The sequence below is a fragment of the Microbacterium tenebrionis genome (assembly GCF_903645325.1).
Lineage (GTDB): Bacteria > Actinomycetota > Actinomycetes > Actinomycetales > Microbacteriaceae > Microbacterium > Microbacterium tenebrionis.
The window spans coordinates 112,551-138,020 of sequence record NZ_CAHJXQ010000007.1; the positions used below are offsets into that span (position 1 = coordinate 112,551).

Genomic DNA, 25,470 nt, shown 5'->3' on the forward strand with positions numbered 1-25,470 from the left:
GGGGAACCACCGTGCCGCACACAGACGACCACACCGACTGGGAACAGATCATCCGCGACATGATCGCGCGGAGCAGCGAATCCGCACCTACCGAGCCAGGCGTGTACCGGATGCCGTGCGGGAACTGCTACGTCGACTTCTTCCGCACCTCGGACGGCACCGAAAGTTGGCTCGTCCCCGGCGACGAGCGCAGCTACACTCGCGACACTGTCGCCATCGACCGGCACGGCGACCACCCGTGGGAGCGGATGTACACCCTCGGCCACGCCGCCGCCGAGATCCGACGCCGCGCGACCGCCGACGATACGCCCGTCGAGGTGCTGGTCGAGCAGCTGGCGGCGATCGCCGCGGTGGAGGACGCGGCCGAGGCGGAGGAGATCGCCCGCATCGCCCGGGAACGTCCCGCCGACAGCCCGGACGTCCCGCTCGCCGATGTCGCTCGGAAGTTCGGGATCGATCTCGACGAGCTCTAGCGATACCTGTCGTCGCCTACTGGCACGCTAGAGACACCAGATCATGCGAGACACCGATCACCTGCGAGAGGGGCGTCGTCGTGAACCTGTATCCGCGGTTCGACTTCGACCAGGTCGACTTCGTCACCGCGGACACCCACTTCAGCCACGCGCGGATCAGCGAACTCGCGGATCGCCCGTTCGCAACGGTCGACGAGATGAACGCTGAACTCATCCGCCGCTGGAACGAAACGGTCAGTCCGACAGAGGTGGTGCTCCACCTCGGAGATGTCGCGCTCGGCCCGATCGAGGAATCGATCGGTATCACCGCGCAACTGCACGGCCGCCGATTCCTGGTCCCCGGAAACCACGACCGGGTGTCACCGGCGACGCAGTCGAAGAAGGCGATCGAACGGTTCGCGGCGCTCTACGAAGCGGCCGGTTGGACGATTCTGCCGGAGGTCATCGAAGGCACCCGACGCGGGTATCGGATCCTCGCTTCTCACTACCCATACAAGGGCGACTCGCAGGAGTCGGATCGGCACACCACCCATCGACCGCGCTGGGACGACGGGATCCCACTCCTACACCCACGCCCGCGACCACGGACCGAACGGGCACCAGTTCCACGTCGGCGTCGACGCCCACGGCTACACGCCCGTCCCCTTCACCGAAATCGACGCGTGGATCCGCGGCCTCCCAGACGCCGAACCATGGCTCGACATCGCAATCCGTGAGGCCCGCCAGACCATTACCGACCTCGACGGCAGCGAAACCTCAAACTCCGACGCGCTGTTCTACACGATGGGCTACAACGAGCTACGGGTCGCGCTGGAAGAACTCCTCGGCGCGTTCGACTCCGCCCACCCCGACTCGCCCCCGGGGACTGTCTAGGCGCGGGACTTCCGCGTCGGCGTATACCGCGTGGGCCCGAGTGTAAACAGTTCGCCTGCCGCGGGACCTGATCGGAGGGTACGCGGTTCCCGTCGGAAGCGGATCCATCCGCGACGCCGCCAGTGCACCATCGTCAGGTACCGCACCGACGCCGAAGACCACGCCTCCTGACGCTCCGCGGCGTCGGGGTCGTGGGCGGCGAGCTCCGCGAACACCTCACGGAAGGTCGGCGGCTGACCACGCTCGCGGGTGTGGCGGTGGATGAACCTCACGGCGCGGCGCGCCCACACCGGCGCTGTCTCATCAGCGGTGAGTTCAGTGAACAGCGGCACGAGGTGCGGTGCCGACCACGGCTTCTCGTACACTTCACCGTCGTTCGACACCACCCTGCAGCTCCCCTCAGCGGTCATCCCAGATATACCGCCGCCGAGCCCAGCCAGGGGCGCGGGCGTCGTCAGAAGGATGATCCTCGCCAGGGGAGGATGTCAGTGTCTCGCGTGGGGCGGTCGGCGAGGATGTGCTCGGCAACGGCGCCGCATCGATGAGTGCTTGCAGTGCCGTGGTGTACTTCTCTCCGGTCGCCTTCATGCGTTCCCTGGCGGCTTGCTGCAGCCGACGGGAGGTTCGCTTCTCAGTTGTCATGACGTCCCTGCTTTCCCGCGGGGGCGGACGGTGATGCCGGCGGCGTGCAGGTGCCGGTTGATGGTCATCTCGCTGCATCCGGCAAGGTGCGCGATCTGTGCCATAGTCCTCCCTTGCGTCTCATAGTGGTCGCGTAGCCAATCGGAATCGAGGGTGAAGGTGGGGGGTCGTCCGCGACGCGACTTGGTGCCCGTGTCGGCGAGGATGCGGCCCACGGTCTGCCGGGACACGTTCACGTCCGCGGCGATCTCGTACGTCGACGCCCCCGCCGCATACGCCCGCGCTAACACATCGGGAGGCATCACGTCCGCGGCCGTTGATCGTGCTGGGCGGCTCCGCGCCCACGCCGCAGGCGCGTCCGGGACACCGTCCGAAGGCTCGGGTGTCCATGTGACGGGCTCATCGATGCCGTTGACGAGAAGGAAGTCCGCGGCGAGCTGGTCGAGTCCCGTCCGCACCGCTGACGGCAGTCCATCGGCGAAGCGGGCGACGGCCGGCGCGGTCACCCCTGCCTGATCCCACTCCGGCGGGATCGAATGGATCGGATCCCCCGACAGTGTCCGGTGCAGGAGCGCCCGGGCCAAACGCCATCGTCGTCCCCCCCCAGCCGATACCCCCGCCACCCGGCACACCTCCTGCCACTGGGATTCGAGGAGGATCCCGCTGTAGTCGAGGGCGCGACGTCGGGCGTAGTCAACGGGCACGTCATGCGTATCGAGGAACGCGGCCAGCCGGAGGATCGCGTGCAGGGTGCCCACGTCATGAGAGCTGCGACCGAGGTCACGCATCACATGGGTCACCTGGCGGGCCGGCGCCTGCGGATCGAGCAATGCAAGAGCGGCGGAGTGTGTGAGCCTCGTGCCCGTGAACACCACCGCCGCCGCCAACGCCGACGCCACCACCTCACTGCCGACCCGTTGCGGCGCGTACCGGGTGATCCACTCGCCCCACAACTGTGCCGGTACCTTTCGCGCTCGTTCGACCGGGCTGACCCCTGACGGTGGTGCGGACTGCAGGAACACCGTCGGCCGGCGACGACGCCCCAGCGCGGCCGCGATCAGGGTCTGCAGTTGCGGCGTGTGCGCCGTGTACGACGAACTCTGAGCCAGCCGCCCCTGCAGCAGCGCGGCGACACTGCCCGGCTTCGCCAGTGCGGTGACGGCGAGGGTGGTGCCGACGGCGGCCCCGACGGCAGAATCCGGTCGTGCCCGTACTGCCGTCGTCCAATCCTCGCTCGCCCTAAACAGCGCCACGAGCTCCTCACCAAGCGGACTGATGTCGAGGCGATCGCCGGCGGCAATCGCGTGCCGGGCGGTACGGGACAGCAACCGAGTGTCTTCCAGCACCGCGACCGCCGGCTGCGGCGCCTCCGCATAGATCCCGAACCCTGCCCCGCCGGTGGAAACGATCCGCATCAACGCCCGCTGCGCATCCAGGACCGCCCGCGACACTGGAGTGCGGGTCGGGTCGGCCGTGAGGTCGGCCCGACACCGGTTCGCTTGCGGGCCCCGTCCCGGCCCTTGGACGGGATTGTGGCACCGGCCAGGAACGGGAACAAGCGCGAGCGGGTGGGCACGGTACCGGGCAGGACGATCACACACGGGGCACCGGTCCACGAGCAGGCGGCGGTGGCGAAAACAGGCGAACCCGAACGGGAACTGCCACGACATCCGCCACCGGCCACCCGAATCGACCAGGCACTCCGGGCAGTAGCGTCCCGCGGTCCCCGCCGCCGGGCATTGCGAACTGATCCGCCCCCGCCGGGTGTACCGGATCGCATGGTGCGCGAACCGCATTCTCGTCATCTCCTGGAACTGATCCGCCGGAATGCCCGTCGACGCCTCGAGCCGCGACGCCTGCTCATCAGTCAGCGCGGTGGCCCAACTGTCCGCCATCCACGCGGTCGCCGACACCGCCACACCCTCCTGCTGCTCGATGAGGCCGAGCGCGCAGGCCATCTCGTTCATCGTCGCCCCATAGGTGGCCGCCATCTTCTCCAGCCAAGAGTCGAACGGCTCATCAGGCAGCGGCCGCACCCGAAACGGCAGCACCCGCACCTCATAGGAAATCGTCGACGTCGTGGTCATGCGGCGGCCGCCTCGCCGTCCTGGTTCTTGCGGCGGCGTGCCTGGTGGTTTCGCAGCTGCTGATCCAGCTTCGCCTCAAGCTCGCGGCGCTCCGTCTCCGCGCCCTCATCGATGCGGATGTCGTCGAGCAGTTCCCGATCGATGACCTCCCGCCCTGTGCGGATCGCGCGGGACGCGCCGCGACGGATCAGGTCCATGAGGGATCCGATGTTGCCGGTGGTGCGGGCGAACAGGTACCGGGACAGGTCGACCAGCATCCCGGGGCGAGCACCGGTGAGGACGAGAGCTTGTTCGACGCCGAATAGCAGCCGGTCCCACTCCTCCCTGCCCCTCTTGTGGGTAAGCGTGAAGGGGCTGAGCCCGAGGACGGTCCATCGGCGGAAGGTCTGCGCCATCGCCGCCTCCCGGCCGGTCTCCCCTTCACCCACCAGGCCGCGGGCGCGGAGGGCGACGCCGGCGAACAAGAACGTCGCGTTGTATTCGTTTGCGAGCCACTTCAGCTGGTTGGCGACTTCGACCCCGTCGCGGGTGCGCATGTTCAAGAAGTGCAGGTCGTCAACGATCACCAGCCGGGTGTCATGCCGTTCGATGCACTCCGCCGCCGCCCGGGCCAGGTCCCGGCCGGCCATGGAGCGGTGCAGGATGCCGGCGGTGGCGGGGTGGGCGTAGAAGCCGAGGATCATCATGTGCAGGCCCTTGATCGTCAGCCGCCCCGTCAGCGTCACATGACACACCGGCAGGTGCCGCACGTCCCTGTCCGCGTCCAGCCATCCCCCGGCCTCCGCGATCCGCTGCTGGTGGAACACGCGGCCGAAGTTGTTCACCACGGTCGACTTCCCGAGCGCCGGCGGGGCGTCGATCGCTGCGGCTGACTTCACCCGGTCGGAGTCCTGCAGGTTGGAGTCGAGGATGTCCGCCAGCTGCAGTTCGATGTCCTCTACCTGCCGTGTGCGCAGCAGGATGTTCGCGTGCCACACCCGCCGCTCCAAGTCGTAGACGACGCGATCGCGAGCAGGCAACGACTCCAGCTGGGCGCGCGAGAGCTCCTCAGGGCGAGCGCGGGGAGGCCGTTCGGCGAAGTCTGTCCAGCCCTCGTAGGTGGAGAGGCTCCGTTGGCGGGGCGGCTGCTGCGGGGCGCTCGTCGGGCTGGTCATCGGAGCATCTCCATCGGTTCGAAGTGGTAGTCGCCGCGGATGGTGGGCTCGTCGATGTCGTCCTCGTCGTCATCATCACCGGTCTCGGGCGTGTCGACGCGTCGGCGCGGGTCGCGGACGGAGCCGGTGAGCTCGGTTCCGAGATCAGACGAGGCGGTCAGTTCCGCGTCGAGCATCCGTTGCACGGTGCGTAGCGACCACACCCCGTCCGGGTCCGGTTCCTTGTCGTTCAGCTGTGCGGCCATCCGGGCGCTCATCCGCCGCTCCGATGGCGTCAGACCACGGCCGGCGCCCCAGTCCTCCAGCAGCTGCGCGGCGACGTCGTCAACCTGGGAGGGGCGACCCTGCCGGATTGCGATCTTCTTCGCGTACTCCAACGCGTCCAGGCTGAACGGGGTGTCGAAGCTGCCCTTGTGCTCCCATTCGAGGGTGTGCCAGGTGTGGTCCTCGGGGTCGTGGAAGTAGATTCTGGTGAGGTCGTCGGGGTTGACGAAGAATGGCCACTCCGTACCCTTGTCGCGGTGGATCGACCGGGCCCGGTTGCGGTACTTCGCGACCGACTCGCCGGTGTAGCGGAGTTTGTGGATCTCCACCCCGTAGTGGTTGAACTGCCGCTTCACCACCGGCAGCAGCTCCAGCAGCACGTTCCGGTCGGTGGGCAGACGCAGCTGTCCCGCGACAGCCAGGCCCTGTTCGTATCGTTGCGCGGGGCTGAGCTTTACCCCGGGCAGGTTTGGATCCTCCAACGAACTGTGGGGACGAAGGTGGTAGACGGTGGCTACCCATTCCCGGATGATCTGCTCCAGCTGCGGCACCGTGTAGACGGCCTCTGCTTCGGGGTCCTCGCCGCGTCCGGCGACGTCCGCGCCCTTGTAGCCGGGCAGCTCTTGCAGCAGGTCGTCGAGGGTGCGGAAGAATCGTTCCACGGGGCTCTTGTCGGTGGGCTGGTAGATCCGGGCGGGTTGGATCGAGATCCCCAACCGGGCGCACCCGCTGGTGAGATGCTCCGACAGGTAGGCGGCGCCGTGGTCGACGACCAGCGTCTCCGGCAGGATGCCGGCGCGGGTGAACCGGGACACCTTCGTACGGGTCGGGTCTACCAGCAGCGTGTCGGGCAGACCGTGGTACGGCCAGCGAGCGGACGTGCCCCAATCCGTGGGCGTATCAAACGGTTGCAGCGCCTCCATCAGCACGCCGGCGACGTCGATCGATTTCGTCGAACCCGGCGTGAGCCGCAGTCCGAGGATGCACCGCGAGTACAGGTCCATCGCGATCGTGAGATCCGCTGACACCCATTTCCCGGTCACCGGGGCGACGGCGAACACGTTCAGCGGCGTGGTGTCCATCAGCACGTACTCGCCCGGCCGGACCGCCGACAACCGCCCGTAGGGTGCGGAGGGTCGGTTCGCGGTCGACCGTTTGCGTTTGGTGGGGCCGGTGAATGTGGCCCGGCCTCGATCCAGCTCAGCCAGCGCGTTGTACGCGCTCGCGCGCGAGGGGCGCTTCACTGTCCCCGGGCCGTGGACGCGCTCGGTGCGTGCATTGATCCGGTCGATGATGATCTTCTTGGAGACCTTCGCTTCGGGGGTCTGCTCATCCAGGACCGTCTGCGCGGTAGCGATCCACCGCGGGTCGAACCCGGTCAGCGCGTTTCCGGCTTGGGAGGACCGGTAGTCCATCAGGCCCGCCTCCCCGGACTCCCGGTACTGCGCCACCCAGCGGCGCACGGTCCGTTCGCCCTTCCCGAGTTCGGTCGCCTTCGCCGCAGTCCGCTGTCGCAGACTGTGCTGCGGGTGGTATTCCAGGCGCGGCTCACCCTCCCGCGGGATCTGCGGAGTGCCGGACTTGTATCCGGTGAGCACCTCGCGGACGTGGTCGGCGCGCTCCATGGTGCGTGCCTTCGCGGAGTCGGTAGCGTCCGCCCACAGCACCCCCAGCGGAGTAGCATCCCTTTCCCGCGTGTGGCCAGGGATGTGGGCCTTGCCGCCCTCGGCGGCGGGGCGCAGCACGTCGACCATCCGGAGTCGGCGGTGCCGGCCCGTGCGGTCGCGGATGATCACCGCCCCGTCAGCGATCTCCGCGACCGTGCACGCCTCCCCGTCGTAGACGAAGTCCATCCCAGGTCGCAGCATCCAGCTATCCATCATCATGCTTCCTCTCAAAGTGAGTAGTCGGGGATCGGGTGCCGGGACTCAGGCCGTGTCACGGAGGGATGAGCCGCTCTCCGCCGTCACGCGAAGATGCCGCGCCGGTGGCTGCACGACGCGCGTACCGAGCACTTGCCGCAGGTACTCCTCAACGGCGCGCAGCAGCTGGGCTGCCGCTTCCTTGTCCGCTCTCGGTGACTGCGGGGGCACCGGCAGGGCCACGGGGATGCCCAGCGCCTCGCATGCTCGCGCCGTGTCGGCCTCGCGGTCGCGCTCCGATCTCGTCGACCGCTCCGGGCCAGCCTCCTCGAAGAGCAGGGAGGGAGTGCCAGGTCGAAGGTCGTCTCGTGCGCTCATGTCAGCTCCAATACGCTCGTCGTGCTCAACAGGTGGGACAGGTCCGTGCGCAAACGCTGTGTCCACAGCAGGTGCAGCACGAGGGAACGGGCGAACCGCTGCTCTCCCGCGATCGGAGTCACGGCACGCACCGCTTCCCCGAACGTCACAGCGGCTCCCAGCACGGTCGCCGCGGCATCGACCTGCCCGGGATCGAACTGGAAGCTGCGCCGGTACCCGGCGAGGAACTGCACATTCGCCAGCAGCACCGGATCGGGCTCGGAGCACACCCGGTACTCCCAGCCATGCGCCTCGACCTCCCGCCGCGTCCAGTCCAGCGAGTCCCGCACCGCCGGGACCTGCAGCTTCGCCGCCGGCTTCACATCGACAACGCACACCAACCGGTCTGTGTGCGAGATCAGATAGTCCGGGATGTGCCTGCGGGTCGTGCCGTGATCGTCGCCCTCCATCAGGAACGGCTGGGACAGGATCCAGTCCACTCGCGGGTCGAAGTCGCACAGCAGCAGGTTCGCGTACTCCAGCCGCGACTCGTACCCCACGGGCGCCTGCATCGTCGCGGACCAGTACGAGCCGGAGAAGTGACGCTGCTTGCGGTACCAGCGGAACTCACGCCACGGCACCGCCGCCGCGAACACCCCCAACCGGGCATCCGGCAGCGAAACGACGTCGACGTGATCCTGCATCATACGGATCCGGATCGTCGACGCCACCGCGATCATCCCCGACCCGGCTCCCCGGCCCGCAGCTCACCATCGCCCGTGTCCCCGGTCGGAACCTGACAGCGGTGCGTGCGCATGAACACATGCTGTTGCCCCGCGACCGCGCAGCGGAACTCACCGACGCCACAGAAAGAAGTGAGCAGCTTTGTACTAAATCACTAAACAGCTAATCACTAGTAAATGTCACATTCACTACCAAGCTCGATGTTGCGCCTGTCAGATACACAACAAACCTCCGCCGACCAGTCGGCGGCGTCCGACGCATATGAGACACTCGGAGCATGACGGCGATCCACCCGATTGCCCCCGAAGACTCCAAAGCGCTCTTCGGGAACAGCTACATGCACACCGTGCTGGTCGAGATCACCCGGCACGGCGATGAACCGTTCTCCCCGAAGCAGATCATCGACGCCACCGGACTGCCCGGCGGGATCATCCACCCGCTCATCAAGAGGCTGAAGTCCAGGCATTTCATCGAGTACCTGGGCCGTGTGCCCGGGGAGAAGACCACGCTGTACCAGGTCCGCGACAACCCCTACATGCGCGCCGCCCGCGAGTACGCCGAAGCTGCGCCCGAGATCCCGCAGCATCGAGCCGCCAGCTAACCCACGGCGCCCCGGATCGACCCACAGCTCGGTCGCGACGACCGGTGAGCGACGTGTTCGACGTGCGTCGCGCCACCACGTGCCACCGCTGCCGAATTCGCAAGGTGCGGCGTCCAGAGCACACACTGGTGCGTTCTCCATGTTTCATGAATCTTGAATTTGATCTAGACTGGGTAGGTGCCAACCCTTGCCCGCGCGGCCGAGCTGTCGAAGGCGGTCTTCGGCAGCGAGCACATGCTTTCCGTGATGTGGCAGATCTCGCAGGCACCGGACGCAACGTTCAACGCTCCCGCCATCGAACGGGCCACGGGCCTGGCCGGGAGCATCGTGCACGGCATGCTCGCACGACTCAAACGCGCCGGCCTCATCGAGGTCGTGGGCCATCTCGAGGGAGAACGCACCCTCGCCTACCAGCGTCGCGACCATCTCGTATGGCAGGCGGCATCTCAACTCACGTCCGAGGTGACTGACACCCTGGGCATCGGAGGCCCCTATGACAGCTAGCCCCTCCACGACCGTCGCCGGGACGTCCGGGGTGAGTTGGCAAACCGGTGCCCATCGCGTCCACGTCGACCTCGAGCTTCACCTCCCGGAGATCCAGCGCCGCCGCGCCACAAACGCGGCGGGGTCTGTACAAGACCTGGACACTCTGCGGTTCCTGCTGACGCTCCCCGTCGATCAGCCCACCGCCCTCGCGGGCCTCGATGCGTACGAGCGGCGCCTGGCTCGGCGAGCCGTCCGCTGCGGGTTCGCCGAAGAGCGCGCCGTCGCCCGCAGCCAGTCCACTCTCATCCGAAGAGCGGAGCCTCCCGTGACGGTGCGGCTGATATCGGTGTTCGGCCCGTTCCGTCGCAGCACCCTGCAGTTGGCGACGACATTCGCCCCCTACGGGCGTCGTCGACTCGTCGTCCCCTCTGGACGGCTCGACGAGATATTGTTGCTCGAAGCAACCTTCTACGGTGTCGGCGTTACGGTGGCCGACGCCAACGGCGAGCGGACCGTCGCCGCGTCGGCGCCCTTCCAGCCCGCCCGGTTCACTGGCGCCTCCTGGCTGTTCGCTGAGCGCATCTACGGCCAGGCGCTCAGCTCAGCGACCGCCACCGGGCAAGTGTCGGCGGCATCGAGATCATGACACCCGTGTGCTGGGCGAGCCGAACATGCTCCGCTTCAGCCTCCGCCAGACGCTGATTCCACCACCGTGCCACTTGAGAGGTCCCCATCGAGGTGACGATACCTGCGATCTCGTCCAGCGCGGCCAGATTGTGCAGGTGAGCCCGGAGCCGATCCTCATCGGAGCCGGTGAACGAGTCCACCGCGCGTCCCTCACAGTGGCGACACGGGCACGGCCACGGAGTCGCGCTGGCGAACCACTTCAGGTGCATCTCGCTGGACCGGGCGAATCGCATCAGCTCCGGCATCAGCACGTGCGGCGTGCGATCACCAGGGCGACTCGAGTACGGTCGGCTGCCCGGCACCGGCAGGCGCCGCAGGCTCGGGATCTGCCCGATCACGGCCGCGCGAGCGCCGGACGCGAACGCATCGATGCCAGCGAAGTCCGCCCGCCACGGCACCGCACCCTTCACCTCGCCGAAGAACCGGCGATACGACTCCGGCGCCCCCTTGAGATTCAGAGGATCACCCGCCTTCGCTCCCAGCGCCAACGCCACCGGATGACGGCTCCGCGCGGCGACCGCGATCAACTGCGAGATGTGATCCGGCGTCGACCACTTCTGATGGACGGCCAACGGGAGGATCACGTCGTCGCGGTCGATATTGTCCGCAGCCGCGAGGACCGCCTTAAGCGCCCCCGGGTCTGCGACGTCCACAAACCCCGCTGGGATCACCGCGACCGCCGCGCCTGCATCGCGCTGCGCCTGGAGAGTCTCCTCCACCGTGGGCGCGATGAGCGCATCCACCGGTTCATCGATAATCAACGGGCGCTCGGCCGTCGCCGGAGCGAGCACCGAAGTCGGCTCGATAAGGAAAACCAAATCCTGATGCCGCGCCCGCAGGCGCCAGGCGGTCTGAAGAGCCGTCGGCCCCGACAACACCATGCCGCCGTGTTCCATGTTCACGTGCGGGGCGGTCTGCATCGTCTCACCGCCAGCCATCGTGAACACTCGCCCGCCCAAAGTGCGCTCGACCAGCGTGGCACCGGCGAGCGACTCACGCGTCGTCCGCGAAACCAGAGAGCTGTCGACCACCTCGATGTTGGCCCGATCGGTCATGCTGCGCTCCTCACGTAAAGGTCTTCGAACTCGTCCTGAACCAGGAACGCGTCGCGCGCGAGCTCTGCGACGCTCTCACCCTCATTCAGCCGCTGCTGCACCACCCGGTCGATCAGACCAGGATGTTCCTCGGCGATCGCTACCGGCTCTACGCTCCGATATCCGGCGCGGGAGAGCTCGATGTTCAACTGCCGGTAACGGCCCTCGCTGATCACATCCAGATCCACCGCACGCCGCAGCAGCGCCGCGATCGACACCCGCCACTTCGACTTCAACCGTGCCAAGCCCGGGATCGTCACCGGTGCCGCCGCCAGATCCATGCGCACATCCTGCGCCGGCATCAAGAACTCCGCCGCGAACCGATCCGCCTCAGACTCCTGCGTCTCCGACGGCACCTGATGCATCACCGCGTGCGCAAGCTCATGCGCCAGCGAGAACCGCTGCCGATCCGGCGGAATGTGATCTCCCAGCAGCACCACTGGTCGCTGTCCTTCCGGCCAGCTCACCATCGCATCGATCCGCTCCGACCCCAACGATCGCTTCACCACCACAACCCCGGCATCCTCCAGCGAGCGCACGAGGTCTTCCAGCGGACCGGACGCGATACCGATCGACGCACGCACCTCCTGCGCGATCTCCTCCGGAGTATCGAAGCCATCGGGCGGAAGCGGGTGCCGCACCAGCCGCACCGGCGTGTCTCCCGCGACGAGCCCCGTCACTTGCAAGTGCAGCAATTCCAGTTCTGCCCGCAACCGGTTCGCCACCGACAGGGGCAACGTGGAGCGCTTGCGATGGAACACATACGGCGCCGCTCCCTCATCCACCGGGACCGTCAGCAGCACCGGTGGAACACGCAGCACACCGCTCAGCTTCTCCAGGCGGTCGGGGTCCAACTCCACCAGCCCGGATTCCGCCTTCGACAGCACCGCTTGCGAGATCCCCGTGGCTTCGGACAACGCACCCTGCGTCCACCCACGCGCAACTCGGACCGTGCCGAGCATCACCCGGCCGGTCCGGCGATCAGAAGCAAACTCTGCCATGACTCCCATCTTAGTCAGCGCCTCCGACAATCGCGCGATCCATGTGCAGAAATATTCTCGCGTGTTGGATGTGAACAGCCCACTCTGACCGCGACCCCACGCCAGACCGGGTCGACGGAGATGAGCCGCCCGATCACGTCGATGCCAAATCCATCCACCGCACTTGGCCGAATGGCCAAGTGCGGGCCAAGTTGACACAGAAACGGCCATCTTCACGTGGAACCTACAAGCCGCCGAAGTCGCCGGGCGCCATATCGGCGAACCGCGAATAGTGGCCCTGGAACGCGACCTGAAGCGTCGCCGTCGGGCCGTTGCGGTGTTTGGCGACGATGAGGTCGGCCTCGCCTGGGCGCACGTCCTTGTCGTAGACCGAGTCGCGGTGCAGCAGGATCACCATGTCGGCATCCTGCTCGATCGATCCCGACTCGCGCAGGTCGCTGATCTGCGGCTTCTTGTCCTGCCGGGCCTCAGAACCACGGTTCAACTGCGACAGCGCGATGACCGGAACCTGCAGCTCCTTCGCCAGCAGCTTCAGGGCACGTGAGAACTCCGAGACCTCCTGCTGACGCGACTCGACGCGCTTGCCGCTCGTCATCAGCTGCAGGTAGTCGATCACGACCATCTTGAGCCCCGCGCGCTGCTTGAGCCGGCGGCACTTGGCGCGGATCTCGACGAGCGTCATGTTCGGAGAGTCATCGATGTACAGCGGGGCGTCGTTGATGCGACCGCGGGTCGCCGCGACCGTCGTCCAGTCGCGCGGGTCGAGCGTGCCCTTGCGCATGTGCTGCAGCGGGATCGCGCCCTCGGCGCTGAGCAGACGCATCGCGATCTCGCTCTTGCCCATCTCGAGCGAGAAGAAGATCGCGGGCTGGTTGTGGCCGATCGCCGCAGCGCGCGCGAAATCCAGAGCCAGCGTCGAGTTGTGCGTCGGGATCATCGATTCGCCCGCGAGGTACAGGTGATCGGCGTTGTCGACCTGCACGCATCGCACCGGAACGCTCGGCACCGGGCGCACCGCCTTCACGTAGCGCCGCCCGATGCGAACCAGGCTCGCGGGGCGCTCCTGCTCGTGCAGCCGGCGCTTGCGATCGAGCCGGAAAACATCGTCCACGGCCGAGAAGTTGAGGATGTAGCAGGTCGACGACTCCTCCGACCGGCCCGGCACACGCTTGGTCGTTCGCCCGCACTTGTAGCCGAGGCTGACGATGAGCTCGTACACGGTGTCAGCCAGGTGCTTGCTCGTCACCGCGAACTGGCACGACCCGACGCCCTTGACGACCGTGCCGTCGGTGTCCATGAGACCCGCGAGCAACTCGCGGCGCTGACGAGTGGATGCGCGCAGATACTGCTGCGGCACGTGCTTGTCGCCGAGCACGCCGAGGCCGCGCAGCAGCGCGGTGAACGACCCGTGGTCGCGGTAGCAGGTCGCACAGACCTGCGCCTCACCGGAGAACGGCTCACCGCAGTCGGGGCACGACAGGCGCTCGGGATGCGCGCCCTTGTTCTTCGGACCGCACGTGCGACCGCAGGTGCGCACGTGCGGGTGCCGTGCTGTGAACTCGGCACCGCACACCTCGCACTCGCGCACGAGCACAGGGCGCTCGGCGAGCTTGAGCGAGTAGAGCATCCCCCCGCGCGCCTCGACGCGGACGCCGGCATCCCGAACGAATCCGGGGATCTCGTCGGACTCGCTCGTCAGCCGTGCGCCGGCGCTGTGCCCGTCGCCCAGCCACGCGCCGAGCGCGTACGGCGGGATGGGAAGCTCTGCCTCGGCTGCGCGAAGCGGTGCCGCGTTGGGGATCGAATGGTTCGCCCGCTCGTCGGCGCCGACCGTAAGCGTCTCGAGGATCTGCTCGGTCGTGATGACCGCGGATCCGCCTGCGGGCGAGCGACGCATCGCCCTGGTCTCGGTCAGCCACTGGTGCTCGGCATCCGCGATGATCGTCGAGCCGTCGGAGAACTCGACCTCGTAGCAGGTGCGATCGAGCATGATCTCTGTCGCCGCGACGACGCGCGTCGGGCGTCCGTCGGCGTCGAACAGCTCGTCGCCGACCTGCACCTCGCCCATCGTCGTCCACCCGGTAGGAGTGGGCAGAGGCGTGTCGAGGGCGAGCGCCTTGCCCATAGCCGGCCTCGCGGCGACGACGATCATCTGACCGCCGTGCAGGCCGTTGGTGAGCTCGTCGAGCTCCTTGAACCCGGTGGGGACGCCGGTCATCGAGCCGTCGCGGCCGCTGGCCGCCTCGATCTCCTCGACCGCGGCATCCACCGCCACCGTCAGCGGGACGTAGTCCTCGGCCTCCTGCGTGCCGGTCACCGAGTAGATCTCGGCCTGCGCGTTGTTGACGATGTCGGTCGCGTCGCCCTGCCCGTCGTAGCCGAGCTGCACGATACGGGTGCCGGCATCCACCAGGCGGCGCAGGATCGCGCGCTCCGACACGATGCCCGCGTAGTAGCCGGCGTTCGCGGCCGTCGGCACGATCGAGGTGAGCGTGTGCAGGTAGTCGGCACCGCCCGCGCGACCGAGCTCGCCGGTCTTGATGAGCTCGTCCGTGACCGCCACGACGTCGGTCGGCTCGCCGTGCGAGTACAGCGAGAGGATCGCCTCGAAGATGAGCTCGTGCTTGGGGATGTAGAAGTCGGCGCCCTTGAGCGTCTCGATCACGTCGGCGACGGCGTCCTTCGACAGCAGCATGCCGCCCAGCGCGCTCTGTTCGGCGAGGAGATCGTGCGGCGGGGTGCGTTCCGGCTGACGCTGCCCACCGATGCGCTCCTCAGAGATGTCGGCGATCGACACGGGGCTCCCTTCGGTCCGGTTGGCAGTGAGGTCGAGGATGCTCCTGACCCGGCGACAGCGGATGCTTTCCGCGGCCGCTTCGAGCGAACCACGCACCACCGACATCTCGTCGCCCGTCCACGCTAGGAGTCGCATTTTCCCCATGCAAAACGGCCTGTGGATAACTATGTGGAGAGGATGCGAACAACTTCGGAGTGTCTGTGCAGAACCGATGTGGATAACCCTGTGCTGACCGGAGATGCGAAGTTATTTTATGCCACTGGAACTGGGCTTTTCGGTTTCCTCAGGCTGTGGATGAAAACCTGCTTCAACGAGTCCTTGAAGGTTTCCCCCACCGGTGCGTCATGTGTACAACTTGGGGAAAGTCAAGCCTTGACTTTCCCCGGGCGCGTCCCGCGTTCCCGGCCGTGATTCGCCCCGCCGGATCACCCGGTGAACCCGAGTGCCCCTGGACACACCGCCGCCCCGGGGGTATGGTCGGCCGCGACACAGGTTTCGTCGATGACGTTTCCCTCAGAGGGGGAGGTGAACGTGAGAACCATCGCATACCGCCGAGTCAGGAGCGGTTTCGCATGGGGGGCTTTCGCCGTGCTCGGCTGGGCCGCGTTCACCCTGCTGTCCTCCACCGGCACCGCGCACGCCGAAGACGACGACGGCCCCCTCGACAGCCTCACCTCGGTTGTCGGGTCGACGGTCGGCGCCGGCGCCGAGATCGCGGGCGCCGTCGTCGACGACGTCGTGCTCCCCGCAGTCGATCATGTCGCCCCTGCCGTCACCGAGACCCTCCCGGCAGCGTCCGCGCCCGTCTCGGCCGCCGTGTCCACCACGGTTCAGGCCGTTCCTGTCGTCCGCGATGTCGTCCCCGCTGCCGTCGCACCGGTTTCGGATGCCGTCGTCGAGGTCCCCCCGACCGTCACAGCGCCGGTGACCGATCTTCTCCAGGACTCTCCGGCTTCGCGGCTCACGGATCCCGTCGTCGAGACCGCGCGCTCCGTGCCGATCGTCGGCGACCTGCTCGACGAGCTCTCCGTTCCGGATGCCGTCGCCGAGGCCACCGCAGCGCTCGACTCGACGACAGCCTCGCTCGGCCGCACCGCCCAGGCCGTCGTCCCCGCCGCGGTCGACGTCGTGGATCGCGCCGTCCCGTCGGCGCCAGCCGATCCGGATCCGGTCGCGCCGGCTCCGCCCGTCCAGGACCCGACCGTCCAAGATCCGACCGGTCCCGCCGTGACGGAGCAGGAAGCGGCCGCGCAGCCGGATGCCGCCCCCGCCGCCCAGGCGTCGGTGCTCAGCGCATCCGCCGGCAGCCCGTCGCTGTCCGCCTCGATCACCGCACAGCTCTTCCTCGACGCCCAGCGCGTCGAGGCTTCCGTGGATGCTCTCGTCTCGAACGAGACCGATTTCCCCGGCGCACCCGTGCCTGCCGCTCACGCACCGTCCGCTGCGCCGGCTTCGGTTGCACCGGTCGGCGGGGGCGGTGGGGTCGTCACGGATGCCGCTGACACGTTCGCGGCATCCTCCACCACTCGAGCGCTGCCCGGCGGGCGCGGTCCGACAGACGACGATCTGCCATCCGCTCCGGTCTTCGAGACCGACGCCTCACCCGACTGATCAGGATCGGGTCACCTCTCGGGGTGACATGCACACGCGTGCCGTCGATCGCGCACGCGCCATCCGAAACGATCAGTCAGGAGCTGAAACATCATGCGCACATTCGTCAAGCGCGCCCTCTGGGGCGTCGCCATCGCCGGCGGGATCACCCTGCTCGGCGCCACCGCCGCGAACGCGGCGGAGACCGACGGAGAGGACGGCCTCCTCTCCGGAACGCAGGCGCTCGTGCCCGTCGACATCCCTGTCGATGTGACGGGAAACGCCATCTCGCTGCTCGGGACGTCTTCAGCGGATGCCGCACCGGTCGCGGCCCCCACGTCATCCGCGCCCGCCCCGTCCACCACGACCAGCGGCTCGGACGGCACGGCATCCGGTACACAGGCGGTGGTCACCGTCGATGTTCCGGTCGTCGTCGAGGGGAACGCCGTGAGCGTCCTCGGCACATCCGACGTCGCGGAGTCGTCGCCCGCACAGACGCCACCTGCCGAACCGGCGCCGAGTTCGCCGTCCGTCACCACCTCGGGCGTGGACGGCGTGCTCAGCGGCACGCAGGCACTCGTCGACGTGAACGTGCCCGTGACGGTCACGGGCAACGCCATCGGAGTACTCGGCGACAGCGATGTGACGCAGGCGTCGACACCAGCGGCCCCCATTCCGGCCGAGAGCACCGCTCCTGCAGCGTCCACCGGCGGAACCGACGGCATCGCGAGCGGCACCCAGGTCGTCGCACCGGTCACAGCACCCGTGACGGCGACCGGTAACGCGATCGGAGTACTCGGCGACAGCGATGTGACGCAGGCGTCGACCCCCGCGGCAACGACCCCGGCCGACAGCACCGCTCCCGCGGCATCCACCGACGGAACCGACAGTGTCGCCAGCGGCACCCAGGTCGTCGCACCGGTCACAGCACCCGTGACGGCGACCGGTAACGCGATCAGCGTCGCAGGCACCAGTGCGGTGATCGGCGACGGTGGTCAGGCGGCCCCTGCACCGGCCACGCGGACTGATCCGGTCACGAGCGGCCTCGACTCGCTCCTCGGGGGCACGCAGATCGTCGCCCCGATCTCGATCCCGGTGACCGTCGGCGGCAACGCCATCGGCATCATCGGAGACTCGACGGTCACCGCTCCGGGCACGGACCCCGGCACAGACCCCGGAACCGACCCGGGAACGGATCCCGGCACAGACCCGGGCACCGACCTCGGCACGGATCCCGGCGCGATGCCGGGCGAAGACCCCGGCTCCGCACCCATCCCCAGTGGGCAGGGCGGCGCCATCGCGACAGCAGACGGCGGCATGCTCGCCACCACCGGAGTGGACATCTCTGTCGCACCGGCTCTGCTCGCCGCGGCGCTGCTCCTGATCGGAGCCGGGCTGCTGCGACGCAAGGTCACCGGCTGATCCCCATCCGGTGACCTTGCATCCGTCCCCAGCGGATGCTCGTCGCACGCAAACGACGGATGCCCCGGAGTCCGAAGACTCCGGGGCATCCGTCCAGCCTTGCCGCTTACTTGGCGGCGACGACCTGAAGGGCGATGACGGCGACGACGTCCTCGTGCAGACGCACGGTGGCCTCGTGGTCACCCGTCGACTTGATCGGCGAGGTGATGGTCACCTTGCGCTTGTCGATGCTGCCGAGACCTGCGGCCTCGACGGCGTCCGCGACGTGCTCGGTCTTGACCGAGCCGAACAGGCGACCGCCGTTGCCGGCCTTGACCGTCAGGCGGACCTTCGCGTCCTCGATCTTGTCCTTGAGCGCCACGGCCTCTTCGCGGTCGTGGATCGCACGGGCCTTGCGGGCGGCCTGGATCGACTCGACCTGCTTGGCGCCACCACGGGTCCACGCGGTCGCGTAGCCCTGGGGGATGAGGTAGTTGCGGGCGTACCCGTTCTTGACCTCGACAACGTCACCGGCGCTTCCGAGCCCGGCGACCTCGTTCGTGAGAATCAGCTTTGCCATTTGTCCGGTACCCCTTAGCGGCCAGCGCCGGCGTAGGGCAGGAGAGCCATCTCGCGCGCGTTCTTGATCGCCTTGGCGATCAGACGCTGCTCCTGCACCGAGACTCCGGTGATACGACGGGCGCGGATCTTTCCACGCTCCGAGATGAACTTGCGAAGGGTCGCGACGTCCTTGTAGTCAATGACGCCGACCCGGATCGACTTCGCGGGAGCGGTGGGCTTGCCACCCTTCCGCGGCTTGCGGCGGTCGCCGCTCGACTTTCCAGCCATGGTTTTTCCTTTGGGATGTACGGATGCCGAGGCATCCAGAAGTTGTTAGAACGGGGTGTCGTCGCCGAAGCTGCCCGGAGTGCTCCAGGCATCCGCGCTCGTCGAGGAACCGGGCGTGGACCACGGCTCCTCCGACACCTGCTGCTGCTGCGCCGGACGCTGTCCGCCGCCGCCACCGGCTCCACCGGATGCCGCGCGGGTGACCTGAGCGGTCGCGTAGCGCAGCGACGGACCGATCTCGTCGACCTCGAGCTCGATGGCCGTGCGGTTGTTGCCCTCACGGTCCTGGTAGGAGCGCTGACGCAACCGGCCCTGCGCCATGACGCGCATGCCCTTGGTCAGTGACCCTGCCACGTGCTCGGCGAACTCGCGCCATACGGACGCACGGAGGAACAGCGCTTCGCCGTCCTTCCACTCGTTCGCCTGACGGTCGAAGGTCCGCGGGGTCGACGCGATGGTGAAGTTCGCCACCGGCAGCCCGTTCTGCGTGTAGCGCAGTTCGGGGTCGGCCGTGAGGTTGCCCACCACGGTGATGACGGTTTCGCCGGCCATGAGCCTTAAGCCTTCGCAGCCTTGGCCGCCTTGCGGGCAGCCTTCTCTTCGGAGCGCTTGGCCTCAGACGCGATCATCGCCTGTGCCTCTTCAGCGCGGAGGACCTTGGTGCGCATGATCTGCTCGTTCAGCTTGAGCTGACGGTCGAGCTCCTGCGTGGCCTCGCTGGTAGCGGTGAAGTTGACGACGGCGTAGATGCCCTCGTTCTTCTTCTGGATCTCGTACGCGAGCCGGCGCTTGCCCCAGACGTCGACGTTGTCCACAGAACCGCCATCGTTGGTGATGACCTTCAGGAACTTGTCGAGCGTGGGTGCGACCTGGCGCTCGTCGATCTCAGGGTTCAGAATGACCATGAGTTCGTACTGGTGCGTCACTTACCCACCTCCTTCGGACTTGAACGGCTTCCGAGACTTTCCCGGAAGCAGGAGGGTGTGTTGCACGTGCCGGCCATTCTCGCCGCAGAGTGCGGTCCGGAGGGCAGACAACCACAGAAGTCTACTTCAGTTGCGGGCGTGTCGCGAACCGGGTCATCGTTGCGCGTCGTCAACCACACCCGGATCGTCCAGCTCGATCGCGACGCCGGCACGCAGCTGGTCGACGTAGTCGAGAGCCTCAGCGTCGCGGCCGAACTCCAGAGACGGCTCGTCATCGACGGACAGCGACAGCACGGCGGTCTCGACCACCTCGTGTGCCTCGATCTGCCGCTCGACCTCCCGCAGCCGGCGGGCGACGTCGTGCTCGCGCTCGTCACCGGAGAGGTCGATCTCGGCGACGATGAACAGCCGATTCGGGCCCACGTACTCGATGTGCAGGTAGGTGACCCGTTCGATCGCCGGAGCCTCCAGCAGCGCCCGCCCGACGCGCGAGCGCAGCTGGGGCGACGCGCTGGTTCCGACGATGAACGCCAGGTTGCGCCCGATGAGGAGCACCGCGACGACCGCCAGCAGGATGCCGACGAGGATCGAGCCGACGGCATCCCACACCGCCTCGCCCGTGGCCTCATGGATCGCGATGGAGCCGCCGGCGATCACGAGGCCGATCAGCGCCGCGGCATCCTCGAAGAACACGGCCCGCAGCGTCGTATCGCTCGTCTCGATCACGAAGTCCCAGGTCGAGGAGCCCCGCTCGCGCGCCAGACGGCGTGAGCGGATGAGCGCCTGCGTGAACGACGCGCCCTCGAGCACGAACGCGATGCCGAGCACGATGTACGCGATCACCGGGCTCTCGACGGGCTCGTCGGAGCCGAGCTCCTGGATGCCGTGCATGATCGACACGATCGCTCCGGCGGTGAAGATGCCGAACGCCGCGATCAGCGACCAGACGAACGCGCTGCGGCCGTAGCCGAGCGGATGCCGCTCATCCTTCTTGCGCGCTCCCTGACGGTCGGCGATGAGCAGGAAGATCTCGTTGCCGGCATCCGCCCACGAGTGCGCGGCCTCGGCGACCATGGAGGCGGAGGACGTGATGATCGCCGCGACCGTCTTGGCGATCGCGACGAGGACGTTGGCGAGGAAGGCGATGAGCACCGTCACTCGCCCAGGTTACGCCTGGTGCTGCTCCGCGCATCGCCGAATGCGTGAGACGGGGTCTGCAGCATGAAACGCGTGTGGGCGGCCCGGGTCTCGTGCTGCAAACCCCGTCTCGCATGGGCGGCGGGTAGCGTGAGCGGCATGGAATGGATCTCGGACCCGGCGACGGCGGGCGGGTGGCTGTGCGAGCGCCTGGACGAGGACTGGTCGATGCACCACTTCGTGCCGCACGGGTACGAGGCGTACGCGCGGGTGTTCCACCCGGCACAGGTGCGGTCTCTGCCGGATCGTGCGATGCCGCCGATGGACGACTGGGTCCGGATGCCGGATGCCGAGCAGCAGCACCTGATGGAGCTCGTGATCGACGAAGAGATCACGTGGGCCGACACTGCCGAGGTGTTCGGCACGACCATGCACGCGCTCGCGCAGTGGTACCCGCTCGTCCGCACTCCGCGCGACGGCGACGTCCGCATCGCACCGGACGGACGCGAGTACACCGGTCCGGGTGAGGGCCGGATGCCCCCTTCGTTGCTTGCCGCCCTCTCCGTGCCACTCATCGCGCACACCTCGACTCCGGACGCGGGATTCGTCGCGGTCTGGGAGGGCTGGGGCGGGCTGCTCGGCGGACGCGGCGGCAACGGTCGCGGGTTCTTCGAGTTCAGCGACGGCCCGCTCCCCGAACCGTCGGGGTGGAGCAGCCTGAAGGCGAGCTTCGAGAACCCGTTCCGCAAGCCCCGGTGGCACCCCGGCATCCTCTCCGACGAGATCTCCAAAGGGCCTCGGCTCGAGCTGCCCGACCGCTCTCACGTGCTCTTCAGCGCCGCCCCTTCGGCGTTCGCGCACCCCGACTGGATCCTCGACGTGCCCTGGCGCGACCACGAGGCCGAAGCGCGCGGCTTCGCCCCCGACGCGGAGCATCCCAGCATCCTGTGGCCCGAAGACCTCGCCTGGGTGATGGTGAGCGAGATCGACTACGACTCGACGATCGTGGCCGGCTCGCGCGAACTGGTCCGCGCGATCTGCGCGGATCCGGCGATCGAGGCGCTGCCGATCGCCGAGGGCTCGTCGCTGAACTGGGACGACGACGAGATCAACCGCTGAACAGCGACGCCTCCGAGCGTGAGACGGGGTTTGCTGCATGAGACGGGGGTGGGTGACCCGGGTCTCGTGCCGCAAACCCCGTCTCGTGAGGGCGACGGGTAGCGGCGGGTAGGTGGGGCGGATGCTCAGCGGCGGACGAGTCGCGGCGGGGCGGGGTTCGAGCGTGTAGTCGGTCGTGGCATCCGACCAGGTGTCTTCGCCGGCGCGGCCGCGCGCACGGCGCATCCCGAGGATGCCGTCGACCAGAGGTGCCCCGACGCCGAGCGCCACGGCTCCCGCGAGCGAGCGGTCTTCCGAACCCAGCACGCTCTTGCGATGCCAGGCGGCGCGCAGCGCTCCCCCGCGTCCGGTCGGCACGGTCTTCGCCGGCAGCGCTCCGCCCCGGCGGAGCATCACGAGCTCCTCGACGCGCATCCACCATTCCGACTGCTCGGGGGAGTGGAAGTAGTTGTCCTGCATCCACGCGGGGTCGGGATGCCGGAACCGGCGCGCGATGACATCATCCGCCCCGGCGAGCAGGCCGCTGCCCGTGAACACGGTGTTCAGGAGCTGCTTCTCGACACCGAACGTGTCGAGCGCGATGACCGGGACGCCGCGGGCGATCGCCTCGACCGCCGCCGTCGAACTGACAGTGACCAGTCCTTCGGCGCGCGCGAGCGCGAGAGCCATCGGCTCGTACGAGAGCACGAGGTTCGCGGGTCTGTTCGCGAGCAGCTCGGCATACGCATCGCGTTCGAGGTGCGTCTCGGCCTCCCCCGGCCGCGAGCGCAGCTTCACGACGACCCGCCGGTTCGGCCGCGCTTCAGCCGCGCGTCGCAGGATACAGGCGAGCTCCTCCCGCTCGTGGCGCTGCGCCGGAACGAGCGCCTGCGCGGCGAACACGAGATCCGTGCCCCGATGCTCGCGCTCGGCCACGAGCACGCCGCCGGAGTGCGAACGGGGTGTGCCGACGGCATCCGACCCTTCCGCCCTGCCCCGCGACGCCCGCGCGAGCCCACCCTGCGCCGAAGCCGGCCGCGCATAGGGGAGGGTGGCGAGGGCCATCGGCACGCCCACGCCGAGGCGGTCGGCGAGCGCCTCGAACGCCCGGATCTCGCGGTGAGAATGCAGCACGAGCAGGTCGGACTCGCGGCGGTACTCGAGTGCTCCGCGCAGCGCCGGGATCGACATTCCCGGCAGGCCGCTGACGACGACCGGCCGCCGCCTCAGGCGGTCGATGACCCGGGCGACGAGCCGCACGAACGGTCCCCTTCCGGCGAGGACGACGACGTCGGGCAGGTGCCCGTTCAGCCATCCGGTGAGCTCGTCGAACCCCAGGCGTGTGACCGAATCGGTGCCGAAGACGGTACCGGCCAGAGCCATGTGCTCCTGCTCGCGGCTGACCGTCAGCGGCGTCCGCACGAGCAGCATGTGCCGGCTGATGCCGGGCACCGCATCCAGCAGCGCCGCCGACCACTTCACGAAGGAGTCGGCATCCGCGATCGCGACGACACGAAGCTCCGCGTTCATGGACTCAGACGCCCACCCGGCGCAGCTTCGCCATCGGCGCCTGCTCACCCGGGAAGACGCGCTTGACGCCGTCGCCCATCGCGGTCTCGATGATGCGGATGTCGCGCACGAGGTGCTCGAGTCCGCCCGGCTCGAGGGATGCCGCGTGGTCCGATCCCCACATCGTGCGGTCGAGCGTGATGTGCCGCTCGACCGCGACCGCGCCCAGCGCGACGGCCGCGAGCGAGATCTGCAGTCCGCGCTCGTGGCCGGAGTAGCCGACCGGAACGCCGGGGTACCGGTCGCGGAGCGTCGTGATGACGCGGAGGTTGGCCTCCTCGGGCTCCATCGGGTAGGTCGAGGTGGCGTGCATGAGGATGACCCGATCGGTGTCGAGCGTCTGCATCGCCCGGTCGATCTGCTCGGGCGTCGACATGCCCGTGGAGAGGATGATCGGCTTGCCCGTGGCCCGCAGCGCCTCGAGCAGCTCGATGTCGGTGAGGCTGGCGGACGCGACCTTGTGCGCGACGACGTTCAGCTCCTCGAGGAACTCGACGCTCGGCACATCCCACGGCGACGCGAACCAGTCGAGCCCGCGCATCGTGGCGTAGTCGCCGACCTCGATGTACTCGTCGCGGCCGAACTCGACGCGGCGGCGGTAGTCGAGATAGCTCATGGTGCCCCACGGCGTCTCGCGCGGGACGTCGCGCATGTGCTCCGGGGTGGCGATCTCGGGCGTGCGCTTCTGGAACTTCACGGCGTTCGCGCCGGCGTTCGCGGCGACGTCGATGAGCCGCTTCGCGATCTCCACGTCGCCGTTGTGGTTCAGGCCGATCTCCGCGATGACGTAGGCCGGGTGGCCTCCGCCGATCACGCGCGATCCGATGCTGACGGTCATGTCGCCTCCTGTCGTCGAGCCCCCATCCCTCCTGGGTACGCTCCGACTCTGAACAGCGCGCGACGGGCAGGTTACGTGCGGCCGTCCGCCTCGAAACAGGTCCACCCCGCCGACACAGGCCGTGCCACGGCACGTGTCTCAGGCGGCAGGACCTGTTTCGGCGGCAGGGGGCGCGGCGACGAGAACCCGCTCGATGAGCTCGCGCACGGCGCCGTCGCCGCCGCGGCGGGTCAGGACGACGCGGGCTGCCGCACGCACTTCCGGACGCGCATCCGCCACGGCGACCGGCCACCCGACGATCCCCATGGCGCCGAGATCGTTGACGTCATTGCCGAGGTACGCGATATCGGCCAGGTCGATCCCCTCATCCGCCGCCCACGCGGCGAGCGCGCTCGCCTTGTCGTCGATCGCCTGTGCCACCGGCACGCCGAGCTTGCGCCCCCGCGCACCGACGACGGTGTTCGTCTCGGTCGAGAGGATGAGCATCGGGATGCCGGCACGGCGCAGCCGCGAGACCCCCATGCCGTCCGACCGGCTCACCCGCACGAACTCGTGGCCGTCGGCGTCGACGAATGCGGTGTCGTCGGTGTGCACGCCGTCGAAGTCCGTGACCATCGCCTTCGCCGGGATCGGCTCGTCGCCCGGCTCGACGACGTCGGCGATCGCGGATGCCACGGCGAGCTGCTGCTCGTCGTCGATCTCGATCGCGGTCCGCTCCGGAACCTCGACGATGCCGATGCGTCCGAAGAACCGGTGCCCCGCCGCGCGGAACCCCTCAGCGGTGAAGGCGTAGAACGCACCGGTCTCGAGGTAGTACGGCTCACGATCCTGCCTGCGCGGGCGATGCGCGGCGTCGTGGTTGATCGCGGCTGCGTGGTCGTCGTCGTCGCGGCGCCACAGGAACCCGTAGGTCTCGTGGGCGGAGAAGACGCTGTCGAAG

The 25,470-nt window shown here is 68.3% G+C and carries 24 protein-coding genes and 1 pseudogene; 8 read left to right on the plus strand and 17 right to left on the minus strand.

The window, feature by feature from the left end:
- The first annotated feature begins 11 nt into the window (after positions 1-11).
- Positions 12-473, plus strand: a complete 462-nt coding sequence (locus HWX58_RS11100; RefSeq protein ID WP_138174597.1) for a zinc ABC transporter ATPase — start codon at positions 12-14, stop codon at positions 471-473.
- A gap of 80 nt (positions 474-553) precedes the next feature.
- Entirely contained in the window at positions 554-1,189 is a 636-nt protein-coding gene (locus HWX58_RS11105; RefSeq protein ID WP_171024259.1) for a metallophosphoesterase, read from the plus strand.
- 153 nt (positions 1,190-1,342) lie between these two features.
- On the opposite strand, the gene HWX58_RS11110 is transcribed toward HWX58_RS11105, so the two are convergent.
- The 6 genes from HWX58_RS11110 to HWX58_RS11135 all read right to left on the minus strand — a co-directional run bounded on the left by HWX58_RS11110 (position 1,343) and on the right by HWX58_RS11135 (position 8,443).
- Positions 1,343-1,732, minus strand: coding sequence for a hypothetical protein (locus tag HWX58_RS11110; protein ID WP_175987719.1), 390 nt, complete (start codon positions 1,730-1,732; stop codon positions 1,343-1,345).
- A gap of 252 nt (positions 1,733-1,984) precedes the next feature.
- Positions 1,985-4,075, minus strand: a complete 2,091-nt coding sequence (locus tag HWX58_RS11115; RefSeq protein WP_175987721.1) for a TniQ family protein — start codon at positions 4,073-4,075, stop codon at positions 1,985-1,987.
- On the minus strand, positions 4,072-5,229 hold the full coding sequence (locus tag HWX58_RS11120) for an AAA family ATPase (RefSeq protein WP_138174604.1): 1,158 nt from the start codon (positions 5,227-5,229) through the stop codon (positions 4,072-4,074). The genes HWX58_RS11115 and HWX58_RS11120 overlap by 4 nt, the downstream gene beginning before the upstream one ends.
- Positions 5,226-7,361 carry a TnsB C-terminal domain-containing protein gene (locus tag HWX58_RS11125; protein ID WP_171024260.1) on the minus strand — a complete coding sequence of 712 codons (2,136 nt, stop codon included), beginning with the start codon at positions 7,359-7,361 and terminating at the stop codon, positions 5,226-5,228. Before HWX58_RS11125 ends, HWX58_RS11120 begins: the two co-directional genes overlap by 4 nt.
- 60 nt (positions 7,362-7,421) lie before the next feature.
- Positions 7,422-7,733 carry a hypothetical protein gene (locus HWX58_RS11130; RefSeq protein WP_138174608.1) on the minus strand — a complete coding sequence of 104 codons (312 nt, stop codon included), beginning with the start codon at positions 7,731-7,733 and terminating at the stop codon, positions 7,422-7,424.
- Positions 7,730-8,443, minus strand: a complete 714-nt coding sequence (locus tag HWX58_RS11135) for a TnsA-like heteromeric transposase endonuclease subunit (protein ID WP_212743498.1) — start codon at positions 8,441-8,443, stop codon at positions 7,730-7,732. Before HWX58_RS11135 ends, HWX58_RS11130 begins: the two co-directional genes overlap by 4 nt.
- A gap of 290 nt (positions 8,444-8,733) precedes the next feature.
- Between HWX58_RS11135 and HWX58_RS11140 the strand changes: the two genes are divergently transcribed.
- The 3 genes from HWX58_RS11140 to HWX58_RS11150 all read left to right on the plus strand — a co-directional run bounded on the left by HWX58_RS11140 (position 8,734) and on the right by HWX58_RS11150 (position 10,189).
- On the plus strand, positions 8,734-9,057 hold the full coding sequence (locus tag HWX58_RS11140; RefSeq protein WP_138174610.1) for a hypothetical protein: 324 nt from the start codon (positions 8,734-8,736) through the stop codon (positions 9,055-9,057).
- Positions 9,058-9,234: 177 nt separating this feature from the next.
- The gene (locus tag HWX58_RS11145) at positions 9,235-9,561 is read left to right on the plus strand and encodes a MarR family transcriptional regulator (protein ID WP_138174612.1); all 327 of its coding nucleotides are present in this window, start codon (positions 9,235-9,237) and stop codon (positions 9,559-9,561) included.
- On the plus strand, positions 9,551-10,189 hold the full coding sequence (locus HWX58_RS11150) for a hypothetical protein (protein ID WP_171024261.1): 639 nt from the start codon (positions 9,551-9,553) through the stop codon (positions 10,187-10,189). The genes HWX58_RS11145 and HWX58_RS11150 overlap by 11 nt, the downstream gene beginning before the upstream one ends.
- Here HWX58_RS11150 and HWX58_RS11155 read toward each other — a convergent pair.
- The 3 genes from HWX58_RS11155 to dnaB form a co-directional block, all read right to left on the minus strand.
- Positions 10,140-11,285, minus strand: a complete 1,146-nt coding sequence (locus HWX58_RS11155) for a hypothetical protein (protein WP_138174616.1) — start codon at positions 11,283-11,285, stop codon at positions 10,140-10,142. The two genes, HWX58_RS11150 and HWX58_RS11155, sit on opposite strands and share 50 nt — an antisense overlap.
- Positions 11,282-12,325, minus strand: a complete 1,044-nt coding sequence (locus tag HWX58_RS11160) for a helix-turn-helix domain-containing protein (RefSeq protein WP_171024262.1) — start codon at positions 12,323-12,325, stop codon at positions 11,282-11,284. The genes HWX58_RS11155 and HWX58_RS11160 overlap by 4 nt, the downstream gene beginning before the upstream one ends.
- Positions 12,326-12,548: 223 nt before the next feature.
- Positions 12,549-15,266 carry a replicative DNA helicase gene (gene dnaB, locus HWX58_RS11165; protein WP_368356424.1) on the minus strand — a complete coding sequence of 906 codons (2,718 nt, stop codon included), beginning with the start codon at positions 15,264-15,266 and terminating at the stop codon, positions 12,549-12,551.
- A 387-nt stretch (positions 15,267-15,653) separates the two neighbouring features.
- Between dnaB and HWX58_RS11170 the strand changes: the two genes are divergently transcribed.
- The gene (locus HWX58_RS11170) at positions 15,654-16,733 is read left to right on the plus strand and encodes a hypothetical protein (protein ID WP_175987723.1); all 1,080 of its coding nucleotides are present in this window, start codon (positions 15,654-15,656) and stop codon (positions 16,731-16,733) included.
- Between the two features lie 93 nt (positions 16,734-16,826).
- Complete coding sequence (locus HWX58_RS11175) at positions 16,827-18,134, plus strand: chaplin family protein (RefSeq protein WP_175987725.1); 1,308 nt, start codon at positions 16,827-16,829, stop codon at positions 18,132-18,134.
- Between the two features lie 106 nt (positions 18,135-18,240).
- On the opposite strand, the gene rplI is transcribed toward HWX58_RS11175, so the two are convergent.
- From rplI to HWX58_RS11200, 5 genes are all read right to left on the minus strand, one after another.
- On the minus strand, positions 18,241-18,693 hold the full coding sequence (gene rplI / locus HWX58_RS11180) for a 50S ribosomal protein L9 (protein WP_175987727.1): 453 nt from the start codon (positions 18,691-18,693) through the stop codon (positions 18,241-18,243).
- A gap of 14 nt (positions 18,694-18,707) precedes the next feature.
- The gene (gene rpsR / locus HWX58_RS11185) at positions 18,708-18,962 is read right to left on the minus strand and encodes a 30S ribosomal protein S18 (protein WP_071641238.1); all 255 of its coding nucleotides are present in this window, start codon (positions 18,960-18,962) and stop codon (positions 18,708-18,710) included.
- A 45-nt stretch (positions 18,963-19,007) separates the two neighbouring features.
- On the minus strand, positions 19,008-19,514 hold the full coding sequence (locus HWX58_RS11190) for a single-stranded DNA-binding protein (RefSeq protein WP_175987729.1): 507 nt from the start codon (positions 19,512-19,514) through the stop codon (positions 19,008-19,010).
- Between the two features lie 5 nt (positions 19,515-19,519).
- A complete protein-coding gene (rpsF, locus tag HWX58_RS11195) occupies positions 19,520-19,888 on the minus strand; it encodes a 30S ribosomal protein S6 (protein WP_147038991.1) in 369 nt (122 codons plus the stop codon).
- Positions 19,889-20,041: 153 nt separating this feature from the next.
- Positions 20,042-21,046 (minus strand): cation diffusion facilitator family transporter, encoded by a 1,005-nt coding sequence (locus HWX58_RS11200; RefSeq protein WP_175987731.1) that lies wholly within the window; start codon positions 21,044-21,046, stop codon positions 20,042-20,044.
- Positions 21,047-21,184: 138 nt separating this feature from the next.
- On the opposite strand from HWX58_RS11200, the gene HWX58_RS11205 reads away from it, so the two are divergent.
- Positions 21,185-22,144 carry a hypothetical protein gene (locus HWX58_RS11205; RefSeq protein ID WP_175987733.1) on the plus strand — a complete coding sequence of 320 codons (960 nt, stop codon included), beginning with the start codon at positions 21,185-21,187 and terminating at the stop codon, positions 22,142-22,144.
- 456 nt (positions 22,145-22,600) lie between these two features.
- On the opposite strand, the pseudogene HWX58_RS15430 reads toward HWX58_RS11205, so the two are convergent.
- From HWX58_RS15430 to HWX58_RS11220, 3 genes and pseudogenes are all read right to left on the minus strand, one after another.
- Positions 22,601-23,653: pseudogene (locus HWX58_RS15430) on the minus strand (DUF6716 putative glycosyltransferase); the annotation flags it as partial.
- Positions 23,654-23,657: 4 nt separating this feature from the next.
- Positions 23,658-24,530, minus strand: coding sequence for an N-acetylneuraminate synthase family protein (locus HWX58_RS11215; RefSeq protein ID WP_175987752.1), 873 nt, complete (start codon positions 24,528-24,530; stop codon positions 23,658-23,660).
- 138 nt (positions 24,531-24,668) lie between these two features.
- A partial coding sequence (locus HWX58_RS11220) for an HAD hydrolase family protein (protein ID WP_175987754.1) occupies positions 24,669-25,470 on the minus strand: 802 nt, incomplete at its 5' end.

What these genes read in the sequence shown, in the direction of transcription:
- HWX58_RS11115 (WP_175987721.1), bottom strand. Translation starts at nt 4,075, where the DNA reads ATGACCACGACGTCGACGATTTCCTATGAGGTGCGGGTGCTGCCGTTT.
- HWX58_RS11120 (WP_138174604.1), bottom strand. Translation starts at nt 5,229, where the DNA reads ATGACCAGCCCGACGAGCGCCCCGCAGCAGCCGCCCCGCCAACGGAGC.
- HWX58_RS11125 (WP_171024260.1), bottom strand. Translation starts at nt 7,361, where the DNA reads ATGCTGCGACCTGGGATGGACTTCGTCTACGACGGGGAGGCGTGCACG.
- HWX58_RS11130 (WP_138174608.1), bottom strand. Translation starts at nt 7,733, where the DNA reads ATGAGCGCACGAGACGACCTTCGACCTGGCACTCCCTCCCTGCTCTTC.
- HWX58_RS11140 (WP_138174610.1), top strand. Translation starts at nt 8,734, where the DNA reads ATGACGGCGATCCACCCGATTGCCCCCGAAGACTCCAAAGCGCTCTTC.
- HWX58_RS11150 (WP_171024261.1), top strand. Translation starts at nt 9,551, where the DNA reads ATGACAGCTAGCCCCTCCACGACCGTCGCCGGGACGTCCGGGGTGAGT.
- HWX58_RS11155 (WP_138174616.1), bottom strand. Translation starts at nt 11,285, where the DNA reads ATGACCGATCGGGCCAACATCGAGGTGGTCGACAGCTCTCTGGTTTCG.
- HWX58_RS11160 (WP_171024262.1), bottom strand. Translation starts at nt 12,325, where the DNA reads ATGGCAGAGTTTGCTTCTGATCGCCGGACCGGCCGGGTGATGCTCGGC.
- dnaB (WP_368356424.1), bottom strand. Translation starts at nt 15,266, where the DNA reads ATGGGGAAAATGCGACTCCTAGCGTGGACGGGCGACGAGATGTCGGTG.
- HWX58_RS11175 (WP_175987725.1), top strand. Translation starts at nt 16,827, where the DNA reads ATGCGCACATTCGTCAAGCGCGCCCTCTGGGGCGTCGCCATCGCCGGC.
- rplI (WP_175987727.1), bottom strand. Translation starts at nt 18,693, where the DNA reads ATGGCAAAGCTGATTCTCACGAACGAGGTCGCCGGGCTCGGAAGCGCC.
- rpsR (WP_071641238.1), bottom strand. Translation starts at nt 18,962, where the DNA reads ATGGCTGGAAAGTCGAGCGGCGACCGCCGCAAGCCGCGGAAGGGTGGC.
- HWX58_RS11190 (WP_175987729.1), bottom strand. Translation starts at nt 19,514, where the DNA reads ATGGCCGGCGAAACCGTCATCACCGTGGTGGGCAACCTCACGGCCGAC.
- HWX58_RS11205 (WP_175987733.1), top strand. Translation starts at nt 21,185, where the DNA reads ATGGAATGGATCTCGGACCCGGCGACGGCGGGCGGGTGGCTGTGCGAG.
- HWX58_RS11215 (WP_175987752.1), bottom strand. Translation starts at nt 24,530, where the DNA reads ATGACCGTCAGCATCGGATCGCGCGTGATCGGCGGAGGCCACCCGGCC.